Raw genomic sequence first — 8,928 nt, 5'->3', positions numbered from 1 at the left:
GCGGTGAAAAAGTCTGTGCTTCTCGGGGGGGCCTTGCTGGCCCTCTTGGTCTCTGGATGCGACGTGATCTCAGGGGTGGCCGGGGAGTTCCAGCCTGCCGCCCTGGTGGAGGTGACGGGGGCGCTCGAGGGGGCCTGTGTCCGACTCGAGGCCATCAAGGACAACCGGACGGCGGGAAGCTGGACGGGCTGTACGGAGCCGTACAGCTTCCGGGTGGACCTGCCGGACGGGGCGATCATCCTGGTCGGACAGGCCGGACGGGATGGGCTGGTCTACCAGGAGGGCCGGACGGAGGCCAGTCTGAAGAAGGGTGGACGGACAGCCCTGGCCCTCTCCCGCAAGCGGGTGAGCGTAGAAGTCACGGCGGCCTGGCTCGACCCGGCGAAGGGCGGTCTGGCCGAGGCGTGGATGCTGCCCCAGGAGGCGGTGGGGGTGCCCACCTACGCCGACCCCCCGCCAGCGAGCCTGGAAGGGCGGGTGCTGGTGGCCCGTGAAGTGGTGGCCCAGGGATGGGCCACCCTCTCCGTGCCCACCGGACGGGACGTGGCCTTCCGGCTGGTGCAGGGAGAGGCGCAAGGGATCACGAGGGTCAGCCGCCTGGAGGCGGACGGGAAGGTGGTGGTGCTGTGAAGGAGGAACAGGAGCGGATAGAGGCGGGCAAGCGAGTCCCGGTCCTGGTTGTACGGACGAGCGAATGGACGCTGTGGGTACTGGCGGGCCTGGTCTACCTGGGGTATGTGGTGATGGCGGCGATGGAAGCGCCCACCCTGCCGGTGACCGTGGGGCTGGCCCTGCTGCCCGCCCTGCGGTTGCTGCCGGACAGGATGCTCATTGGGGTAGGGATCGGCGTGGGCTGGTTCCTGGGCGGGCTCGCCCTCACCCTGAGCGCGTACACCCTGGTCGGCCTGTTGCTGGCCTCGCAACTGCTGGCCCTGGCCGCTGGCCGGAGCGAACGGTGGGGCTGGATCATCGGGATGGTGGTGGGCTATGTGGCTGGAATCTGGTGGGGGGTGTCCCGATAGGACACCCCGGACAGGTCAGGGTGGACACCCTGGAGGACAGGTCGGGGCTGGACACCCGAAACTGCTGAAATGTGCCTATGTATTACAGACTTCCCCACCCCCCGGACACCCCCTGTCCAAACCGCTTGAGGACGAGAAAAATCACAGATGGCGGTGAGTCGAAAATGTCCAGCGAAGATAGCGAAAAAGACGTGCAGGCGAGAGAAAAAGGCGCTGAACCCCCTGTGATGGACAGGGTGGAGGGACAGGATGGACACCCCCTGGACACCCCCCCTGTCCTGTCCGTGGACACCCCTGAAGGACAGGGTGGACAGGGTAGGGACAGGGTGGAGGGACAGGGTGGGACACCCCCAAAGGACAGGGTGGACACCCCCCTGTCCGGCAAGACCCGGACACGCTGGAAGGAGGCGTACCGGAAGGTGTTTGGGGGGGTGGATGGCCTCTTCGAGGCGCGGGTGCGCCGGGCGATGGGCTTGATGGAGCGGGGTGAGGCCAGGAGCCGGGTGGAAGCGCTGGAGGCGGTGCGCCCCTGGAACCCGGACCACGAGTCCGATCCCCTGATCGAGGGGCCGGGGGGTCGGCTGGTGGAGGTCGGGCGCGTCTTGCCACCTGAACCGGAGGGCGAACAGGAACAAGGGGGCAAGAGTGCCCCCCCAAGCCCGGATGACCGGGCGGACAGCCTGACTTCCTCTTCCGAGGATTCTCAGAACCGTATTCGGAAGAAGTGGATGGAGGCTTACCGGACGGTGTTCGGGGAGGAACCGGACGGGGCACTAGCCGAGGCCCGGATACGGGCGGCCATGAACTTCTATGACCCCGAACGTTCGGTCGGACGGCGGCAGGCCCTCGAGGCCGTCCGGGCGTCCGAAGAGGAAGCCGCCGGTCGGACGAGGGAGCTCACGGAGGTCCTGGGGCCGGACGATCCCCTGGTGGGACGGGGTTCACGCCCCGTACACCGGACGGACGAACCGGACGAGGAACCGGAGTTGGGTGGGACCGCGTACCTCCCCCTGCCGAGCGAGGAGGCCCTGACCCTGGGGGCGGCGCTGATGAAGATCGGACGCCTCGAGGCCGAGGTCGAGGAGCTTCGCCGGGCAGTGGCCCGGCTGGAGGCGGGCCTGCACCGCACCGAGACCCGGCTGGGGGGGATGGCCCCAGGGCTTCGGGCGTTGCGGGAGGCCGCACGGGAGGCCCGCGACCTGGCCCTGAAGGTGAGCCATAGGGTAGACACCCTCGCGCCTGCTTCCTCTTCCGAGGAAAAGTCCGCGCCTCCGGGCAAGAAGGAGATACGGGAGCTCCGGGCACGGATGGACGAGGAGCGGGGGCGGATACTGCTGGAGGTGGAGAACCGGCTGGAGGAAGCCGAGGAGCTCATGCGGCGCTCGACGGAGAGCCGCATCGCGGCGCTGGAGTCGTGGGTGCGGCGGGTGAGCCGGTATCTTGGAATGGGTAAGAAAGGAGGACTGTTCGGAAGATGAGAAAGCCTATTTTGATCGGACTGGTGATCGCGGCAATGGGTACGGGTTTGGGTCTGGCGCAGAGCAGCGATAGGGCTTTCCATGTAGCCCCGCCGGGCATCCCCCTACCCTTTGCCAAGCCCCTGGCAGAGGGCGCGTGCAAGGGGTTGCTGGATCGCGCCGTCAAGCTTGTGGGCGCGGGGCCAAAGGATGTGGGTTGCTACAGCTTCTCCCGGAGAAAGGGCGACACCCTGGTCAATCAACTCGCGAGCGGGTGGGCGCTTAGCCTTCCGGCCACGCCTGTGCGCCTGGTTGCTGCCTACGAGGTGGAGGGAATCTTCGTGGCGTCCTTCGTGGATACCCTGAACCCTTCGCGCGGCTACTACCTGGCGGCGGGTGAGGTTGACCCCTCCACGGCGCAGGTGGTGATCTGGAGCATCTCCCGATGACCCTCGAGCACGTCGCTTTAGTCTGGCAGAACGGGGTGGGCTTCGGCTTCAAGGCCGGGGTGGGGGTGGGAATTGCGGTGGGCCTGCTGCTGGCCTGGCTGTGGGGCCGGTGGGCGGGGCGGAGATACCGCTAGGGCACACATAGAAATACAGGGGGCTACGGCCCCCTTTTTTGTTTTCCCTTAAGCACCTAACCCCCCTTGCGGGGGGCTTTGGTGCAGGAAGTAAAACCACGACAGCTAGGCTGTCTGGTGCCTTCGCAGGCAGGCTCAGTATACAACGCACTGCACTTTATTGATCGTACATGGTAATCTGTTCCCAGGAGGTAAAACCATGTACGACAGCATCCGGCTGATGGTCGGCGGCCTCGGGCTTTTGTCGCGGGAGATGGTCATGCGGAACTACATCGCTTACAAGCACGGGGATGGCCAGGCTTTCGAGGCCCTGGTGGCGCACTACGGCTACCTGGCCTTCGAGAAGGCCTTCCGGCTGTTCCACCGCCTCGGCGACGAGGCCCGTGACCTGGCCCAGGAACTCCTCTGTGAAGTGGTGGAGGTGCTGAAGAAGCCCCTCCCCTCCGGCTCCAAGAACCTCACCTTCTGGGTGAACGTGGCCCTCGACCGCAAGGTCCGGGAGCGGCTGACCCAGGACGGCGTGGGCACGTACCGCGAGAACCGGCTTCTCAAGAAGCTGGTGGCGGTGCGGCTGGAGCTGGAAGGGGAAAAGGGACGCGCCCCCACCCACCCCGAGCTGGCGCAGGCCCTCGGGGTCGATGAGGAGACCCTCGAGCGCCTTCTCGCTGTGGAGGAGGCAAACCGCATTCTCAGCCTATCGGCTCCACACCCGGAGACCGGCACACGGCTGGAGGAGATGGTTGCGTCAACCGAAGAGGAAGACGTGCTCGAGGAGCTTGAGGAAGCCCTGGAGAAAGCCCGACTGGGGCTCGGGGCGGCGGAACTCTCTACCCTCGACCGCTTCCTGGCGGGAGAGGAGGTCTCCCAGGCCAATCTGGACGCCCTGGCGGCGACGCTCAAGGCCCGCATGGTCGCATAGCAGGCAAGCCTTTTTGCCTTCCGAGGATAGTCCTTGTCTTCGGGAGGTTCTTTTTTGGGCTGGTGGCTAGTTCATCGGGCCGCGCTCGCGGAAGTAAGCCCCGTTGCTGTCCCATACCGGCACCAGACGCCCGTTGAGACACCCCTCGAGGAACTCGAGCATCCGTGGGGCAGTCTGGCATTCGATAACCACCGTATCGCCTGAAACATCAAGCAGAGGCTCTTCCCCGAGTGACGCAGCCATGTGGCGCAGAAAGCAGGCCAGGTCCTCCGGGTGATCGGTGTCAACGAAGCGAACTCGGGTTCCTTCGTGAATTGCTTTAGGCATAGCTCCATCTTAACGCAAAATGGCCGGGAAAGCCCGGCGCATCTGCGGTCAGGAGGGGAAAAGGCTTCCCCTTCCACTTTTTATGGTACTCGAGGGGGATTGAAGCGGTCAAGATTGAACAATACAATATTGTCGTCAGGAGGTAAAAATGGAAAAGGTTTTTGTCTGTCCAGATCTGCGCACCGGCGAGAAGCTTGCGGAGTTGCTCTACCTGGGCTTCAAAGCAGGTGGACTCGTCGAATGGGAAGGAGACCAGGGTTGGCTCAAGCCCGCCTATAGGATCACTTTCCGCAGTGAAGCCCTTCAACGGGGTTTTGTGGAGTTTGTGAGGGCTCTCTTCCCTTCGGTCGTCATCCTTGACTGACCCTTCCGTCCTTCTTTGCCTTCTGGGGATCGTCCTTTTCCTCAGGGGGTTCTTTTTTGCCTAGCGCAGCAGGCGTGGGTCGAGGAAGAGCGGCTGGGGCTGGCCGACCCTCACCTCGCTCATCGCGGGGTGGCGGGGGTTGAGCAGCAGGTTGAACTCGCTGGGGACCACCGCCGAGGGGACACGCAGGGCCAGGGAGCGCAGGCTCAGGGCCCACTCGCTGCCCAGCCTCTGGGTGGACTCGGGGTAGGGCTCGGGCAACTGCCGCCAGTCGGGGGGCAGTTCGCTCAGCTCCTCGACGTGGGGATCGGGGATCTCCACCTCGATGGCCACGAACGCGGCCAGGTGAGCCCGGTCGTCCACGTGAACCAGCACCTCCAGGATGCCGGTGGAGAGGTGTTCGGCCAGGTACACCACCGGGACGATCCCCTTCGGGACGCTCTGCGAGCGTACACCCAGGGGGACCCCGAGGCGGTTCCAGCGTCCGGGGCTCTTGGCTGCCCCTTCCCCGGTGAAGGCGGTGTGGGCGTAGCTGCGCGAGGCGATGCGCCAGGCCCTCACGTCACCAGGCCGTCCTCCAGGCGGCCCAGGAGGTGCTCCACCGCCTGGAAGCCAGGTTCAGTGTCCAGGTACGCGAGGGGGCTCGAGCCGTGCAGGAACACCTTGGGGCTGTTCATCCAGGAGGCCGCCAGCTGGGGCGAGCCGAAGAGCTCCTCGGCACGGCGCAGCAGGTAGATCACCCGGTACAGGCGGTTGGACTGCTCCCGGTTCAGGCGTCCCAGGCCCTTGTAGCGGTGGACGCTGCTGCGGGGGATGCCGGCGGCTTCCAGCACGTCGTGCTGGCTGAGGCCGTAGTGCCGGGCCACCTCGGTGATGAGTTCGACCGGCAACCCCTCCCGGACGCTCGCCACGTCAGTGGGTGAGCCGTCGAAGCGGAGGGGGAGCACTGTTCCCATATGGGACATTATGGCGTTCCACCTTGAACAAGTCAACGCTCCAGCCCCAGCCTCCTCGCCGCCCGCAGGGTGCGGGGGGCCTGGGAGAGATCGGCCTCGAGGTAGTCCCGCCCCCGGCGGAAGCGGGCGTCTTCCCCGTAGCGCTTCGCCAGCACCCGGAAGTAGTCCGCGCTGAAGTGCAGGAAGGCGGTGGCCGCCTCCCCATCGAAAGACAACCAACCCGTAAGTCCTGACTGCGCGGCGCACAGGCAGGTCGTAGACCCCATGGCTGAAGCCAGGGGCTTGGAGCCCGTCTATGACGAGGCCAAGCGATGGAGCCCATGGACAAGGCGCTGATGTCGCTACGTTGCGAACAGGTTCAAGACCCACTCCGGGGTGCTTCCCCAGCCCCGGACCCTGGCAGTCCCGGTTGCAGACAAGCTTTGGGGTGTGCGCGAAACGGATCGGGACGTGCACCGGTTCGCAACATGGCCGAGGGGAGCGGTACGGGAGCGTCCGCCCATATCCGTCACCAGCCCCGTAAGGGGTCCCGAAAGGGAAGGAGAAAACATGGTTTTCGTGCTGGACAGAAGAAAAAAGCCGCTCATGCCTTGCAGCGAGAAGCGTGCTCGGTTCCTGCTCACCCGAGGCCGGGCGTTTGTAGTTCTACCTATATTGTTAAGAGTCCCGAGTCATCTAAATTCGAGGCTATGCTGGAAGTTAACCGCCGATGCAACAGCATCGAAGAGCTCAGGCATGACCCTGAGCTTCTTGATAGTCCAGTCGGTCGTGTTTTTCCGGGCGTGAATCATTCACTCCGGGCGGTTCGCCCCGACCTACCCCCAACTTCAGCAGATATCGTGATTATTGGAGGCGGGATTATTGGCAGCGGCATAGCCTGCCACCTCTGGCACGTACCCAGCCTGCGGCGCCGGATGATCCTGCTGGAGAAACACTCCTTCCTCGCTGGGCAGTTCTTCCAGGCCATGAACGCCACCGGGCAAAGGGTCATGCGCAGCCCCTACGAGCACCACATCGCCCCGGACGGCGACATGCAGATGCTAGACTTCGCTCGTCTTCACCTCGACCAGTTGACGTCGCTCGAGCGCGAGCAGGTCTGGCTGGGCCTCTCGGGCCAGCGCGCCGTAGTCCCGCTCGACGTGTTCATCGGCCACTCGACCCACATGATCGGGGTACATCAGCTCCGCAAGATCGCCTACCGCGCGCGGGTAATCTCGGTTAGACCTGACCCGGGGCGGGACGGATATCTGATCGCTACCGCCGAGGGGCCGGTCATCCGGGCCAAGACAGTCATCCTGGCAGCGGGCAACCGCGAGGCTGTGTGGCCGCAGGTTTTCTCGGAGGCTGCCCGCCGCTATCCCGCGCAGGTGTGTTCGGTATACGCGAAGCCAGCGCTCAACCCGGGCCAGACGATCGCCGTCGTCGGTAGTGGGCTCAGCGCGGCCCACACCATCCTCCGGGCGCTCGAGGCCGGAGCACGGCCCGTGTGGATCCTACGCCGCGAGGAGCGTTACCGGTGTGCCGATTTCGACACGGCTTATTTCCGAACGGAGGGTATTGCGCGGTTCCGGCGGCTGCCTAGCCTGGCCCGGAAGGTCGGTACGTTGCTGGAGGAATCCCGTGGCAGCATCATGCTGGAGTTCCTGCCGCGGCTGGGCAGCCTAGAAGAAGCGGGCGTCTTACGGGTTCACCGTCATGCCACGGTGTTGGCTGTCCGAGCATCAGCCAGCGGCCGCCTCGAACTCAACCTGTCATCGGGCGCCGATGAGCATGTGGACTTGGTGATTTTGGCGACCGGCCTATCCCCTGACACGCAGCTTCTGCCGGATGAGGTCGAGCTCCTCGCCGATCGTTACCCGGTCCTGGAGGACGGCACGCTTGAGGTCAGCGGCCACCCAGGCCTCTTCGCAGCCGGGCCACTGGCCTCTTTGACGCTTGGTCCCGCCGCCAAGAACGTGGATGGGGCTAGGCTGGCCGCACAAGTGATCATCCCGGCACTCATCGAAAAATTCAGTGGCAGCCGTCCAGCTTCCTTCACGGTTCGGGGGAATTTCGCCGTCAGTTTCCCGCTGAAGGCAGGTGTGCGATGACCCAGCACCGGTCAGGCGCTTACTACCTCCCCGAGGAAGAGTTGGAGCGCGCCATGGTACTCATGCGCTACGGAACGTCCGAGCTCCACGCGGTCTTCGGGCTCTGCCACGTCGCCCAGGATCTGACCGCACAGCTGTGCTGGATCGAACGCGCAAGCCATAGCGAGCGGGCTGCTGAGCTGTTGGAGGATCTGGAGGCAGAGGGGCAGCGCGAGGCCGACAGCCTGATCCAGCTCTTGAAGTCCGCAATCTGTGAGGAATGGGGCTACTGCAGGCGCCGTGTGACGGATGGGCTCGGCGATCCCCGCCGCCTGGTTCAAGAGCTTTCCCGCCTCATTTACAACTACTTATGCTTAGACGAAAAGGGGGTGAGAGCCGTAGATCGATCTTGGGTACTCCTGGCAGCGGTAGTGCTTGCGAGATCAGACTTGGGAAAACTCTGCCGCTGTGCGGGTTGAGAGGAGTTAGGGTCTAGGTTTCCTTGCAGACACGACGGAGGGAAAGATGCTGAGGTCGAAGGACTTGCACATGGCGGCTACCATCGACATGGAGAGCCGCACCATCATGGTCTCAGGGGCGATTGATGTCAACCGGGTCACTATCGTCATGCGGGTGCCGATCCCGGAGCCCGGGGAATACACGCTGGTCAAGGCGGAGACCAACCTGACCGATGAGCCCTGGCTGTGCTGGCAGATCACCCTCGGAGAAGGGGTTTCGCTCCCGCTGCAAAACCCTACGAATCTGCTGCTTTCGCGCCAATTCCGCAAGGCCAAGTACCTGGCGGACCGGGGCGCGATCCTTTTCTGGGATGGCGAGGTCCGTCCGGGCGACGCCATCTTCAAGATGGCGCGGCTGAACATCTCCGGCAACTACATGATCCTGTCGCATAACCGCGGGGGGTTAACCGACGGCATCTTTGACGAAGACGAGGACGAGTCCGACGATACCGGGCTTGAGCAGGACACCCCGCGGATCGACCTGCCCGGGGCCTTGGACCGCTACTACGAGCACATCACGAGGCACGGCTTCGGTGACGATCTGCCCAAGATTGAGGTCGAAACACCGGTAAGGATCGTGCAGCCTGGGGAAATCGACATCCTCTCCTTCACGAACCTCCCCCAAGCCCATTCGGGCGGCATCCGGCCGCGGGAGCGAGCCTGAAGGAGTGCTGGTGCCGTTCAGAGGAGGCCTTATGGCCTCCGCTTTTGTA

General features: G+C 64.5%; 15 protein-coding genes. 11 read left to right on the top strand and 4 right to left on the bottom strand.

The window, feature by feature from the left end:
* The first annotated feature begins 3 nt into the window (after positions 1-3).
* The 6 genes from Q0X18_RS11825 (at position 4) to Q0X18_RS11800 (ending at position 3,981) form a co-directional block, all read left to right on the top strand.
* Positions 4-630 carry a hypothetical protein gene (locus Q0X18_RS11825; protein ID WP_013012829.1) on the top strand — a complete coding sequence of 209 codons (627 nt, stop codon included), beginning with the start codon at positions 4-6 and terminating at the stop codon, positions 628-630.
* Positions 627-1,022: a hypothetical protein gene (locus Q0X18_RS11820; protein WP_013012830.1), complete on the top strand. Its 396-nt coding sequence runs from the start codon at positions 627-629 to the stop codon at positions 1,020-1,022. Before Q0X18_RS11825 ends, Q0X18_RS11820 begins: the two co-directional genes overlap by 4 nt.
* Positions 1,023-1,186: 164 nt before the next feature.
* Positions 1,187-2,500, top strand: a complete 1,314-nt coding sequence (locus tag Q0X18_RS11815; protein WP_297562699.1) for a hypothetical protein — start codon at positions 1,187-1,189, stop codon at positions 2,498-2,500.
* The gene (locus tag Q0X18_RS11810; RefSeq protein ID WP_297562697.1) at positions 2,497-2,928 is read left to right on the top strand and encodes a hypothetical protein; all 432 of its coding nucleotides are present in this window, start codon (positions 2,497-2,499) and stop codon (positions 2,926-2,928) included. Before Q0X18_RS11815 ends, Q0X18_RS11810 begins: the two co-directional genes overlap by 4 nt.
* A complete protein-coding gene (locus Q0X18_RS11805; RefSeq protein WP_297562694.1) occupies positions 2,925-3,062 on the top strand; it encodes a hypothetical protein in 138 nt (45 codons plus the stop codon). The genes Q0X18_RS11810 and Q0X18_RS11805 overlap by 4 nt, the downstream gene beginning before the upstream one ends.
* 199 nt (positions 3,063-3,261) lie before the next feature.
* On the top strand, positions 3,262-3,981 hold the full coding sequence (locus tag Q0X18_RS11800; protein WP_297562692.1) for a sigma-70 domain-containing protein: 720 nt from the start codon (positions 3,262-3,264) through the stop codon (positions 3,979-3,981).
* Between the two features lie 66 nt (positions 3,982-4,047).
* Here Q0X18_RS11800 and Q0X18_RS11795 read toward each other — a convergent pair whose 3' ends face one another.
* Positions 4,048-4,308, bottom strand: coding sequence for a hypothetical protein (locus tag Q0X18_RS11795; RefSeq protein ID WP_013012836.1), 261 nt, complete (start codon positions 4,306-4,308; stop codon positions 4,048-4,050).
* A gap of 148 nt (positions 4,309-4,456) precedes the next feature.
* Between Q0X18_RS11795 and Q0X18_RS11790 the strand changes: the two genes are divergently transcribed.
* Entirely contained in the window at positions 4,457-4,672 is a 216-nt protein-coding gene (locus tag Q0X18_RS11790) for a hypothetical protein (protein WP_110528498.1), read from the top strand.
* A 60-nt stretch (positions 4,673-4,732) separates the two neighbouring features.
* On the opposite strand, the gene Q0X18_RS11785 is transcribed toward Q0X18_RS11790, so the two are convergent.
* Genes Q0X18_RS11785 through Q0X18_RS11775 form a run of 3 tightly spaced genes read right to left on the bottom strand, consistent with a single transcriptional unit; the run spans position 4,733 to position 5,894 of the window.
* On the bottom strand, positions 4,733-5,233 hold the full coding sequence (locus Q0X18_RS11785; protein ID WP_297562685.1) for an RES family NAD+ phosphorylase: 501 nt from the start codon (positions 5,231-5,233) through the stop codon (positions 4,733-4,735).
* On the bottom strand, positions 5,230-5,637 hold the full coding sequence (locus tag Q0X18_RS11780; protein WP_013012839.1) for an antitoxin Xre/MbcA/ParS toxin-binding domain-containing protein: 408 nt from the start codon (positions 5,635-5,637) through the stop codon (positions 5,230-5,232). Before Q0X18_RS11780 ends, Q0X18_RS11785 begins: the two co-directional genes overlap by 4 nt.
* Positions 5,638-5,660: 23 nt before the next feature.
* On the bottom strand, positions 5,661-5,894 hold the full coding sequence (locus Q0X18_RS11775) for a hypothetical protein (protein WP_013012840.1): 234 nt from the start codon (positions 5,892-5,894) through the stop codon (positions 5,661-5,663).
* A gap of 283 nt (positions 5,895-6,177) precedes the next feature.
* Between Q0X18_RS11775 and Q0X18_RS16195 the strand changes: the two genes are divergently transcribed.
* The 4 genes from Q0X18_RS16195 to Q0X18_RS11760 all read left to right on the top strand — a co-directional run bounded on the left by Q0X18_RS16195 (position 6,178) and on the right by Q0X18_RS11760 (position 8,879).
* Positions 6,178-6,414 carry an RRXRR domain-containing protein gene (locus tag Q0X18_RS16195; protein ID WP_374707531.1) on the top strand — a complete coding sequence of 79 codons (237 nt, stop codon included), beginning with the start codon at positions 6,178-6,180 and terminating at the stop codon, positions 6,412-6,414.
* Positions 6,318-7,718, top strand: a complete 1,401-nt coding sequence (locus Q0X18_RS11770; protein WP_013012841.1) for an FAD-dependent oxidoreductase — start codon at positions 6,318-6,320, stop codon at positions 7,716-7,718. Before Q0X18_RS16195 ends, Q0X18_RS11770 begins: the two co-directional genes overlap by 97 nt.
* Before the next feature lie 62 nt (positions 7,719-7,780).
* Entirely contained in the window at positions 7,781-8,176 is a 396-nt protein-coding gene (locus Q0X18_RS11765; RefSeq protein ID WP_297562679.1) for a hypothetical protein, read from the top strand.
* Positions 8,177-8,246: 70 nt separating this feature from the next.
* Positions 8,247-8,879, top strand: coding sequence for a DUF6423 family protein (locus tag Q0X18_RS11760; protein ID WP_244403988.1), 633 nt, complete (start codon positions 8,247-8,249; stop codon positions 8,877-8,879).
* Positions 8,880-8,928 lie beyond the last annotated feature (49 nt).

Source organism: Meiothermus sp., assembly GCF_026004075.1.
In the GTDB taxonomy this organism is placed as follows: Bacteria; Deinococcota; Deinococci; order Deinococcales; family Thermaceae; genus Meiothermus.
Note: the sequence above shows the minus strand (reverse complement) of the source record. Positions and strands in the feature narration are given on the sequence as shown.

Coding starts and splice junctions, on each gene's coding strand:
- Q0X18_RS11800 (WP_297562692.1), top strand. CDS start 3,262: ATGTACGACAGCATCCGGCTGATGGTCGGCGGCCTCGGGCTTTTGTCG.
- Q0X18_RS11765 (WP_297562679.1), top strand. CDS start 7,781: ATGCGCTACGGAACGTCCGAGCTCCACGCGGTCTTCGGGCTCTGCCAC.
- Q0X18_RS16195 (WP_374707531.1), top strand. CDS start 6,178: ATGGTTTTCGTGCTGGACAGAAGAAAAAAGCCGCTCATGCCTTGCAGC.
- Q0X18_RS11795 (WP_013012836.1), bottom strand. CDS start 4,308: ATGCCTAAAGCAATTCACGAAGGAACCCGAGTTCGCTTCGTTGACACC.
- Q0X18_RS11805 (WP_297562694.1), top strand. CDS start 2,925: ATGACCCTCGAGCACGTCGCTTTAGTCTGGCAGAACGGGGTGGGCTTC.
- Q0X18_RS11770 (WP_013012841.1), top strand. CDS start 6,318: ATGCTGGAAGTTAACCGCCGATGCAACAGCATCGAAGAGCTCAGGCAT.
- Q0X18_RS11760 (WP_244403988.1), top strand. CDS start 8,247: ATGGCGGCTACCATCGACATGGAGAGCCGCACCATCATGGTCTCAGGG.
- Q0X18_RS11815 (WP_297562699.1), top strand. CDS start 1,187: ATGTCCAGCGAAGATAGCGAAAAAGACGTGCAGGCGAGAGAAAAAGGC.
- Q0X18_RS11810 (WP_297562697.1), top strand. CDS start 2,497: ATGAGAAAGCCTATTTTGATCGGACTGGTGATCGCGGCAATGGGTACG.
- Q0X18_RS11780 (WP_013012839.1), bottom strand. CDS start 5,637: ATGTCCCATATGGGAACAGTGCTCCCCCTCCGCTTCGACGGCTCACCC.
- Q0X18_RS11775 (WP_013012840.1), bottom strand. CDS start 5,894: ATGGGGTCTACGACCTGCCTGTGCGCCGCGCAGTCAGGACTTACGGGT.
- Q0X18_RS11790 (WP_110528498.1), top strand. CDS start 4,457: ATGGAAAAGGTTTTTGTCTGTCCAGATCTGCGCACCGGCGAGAAGCTT.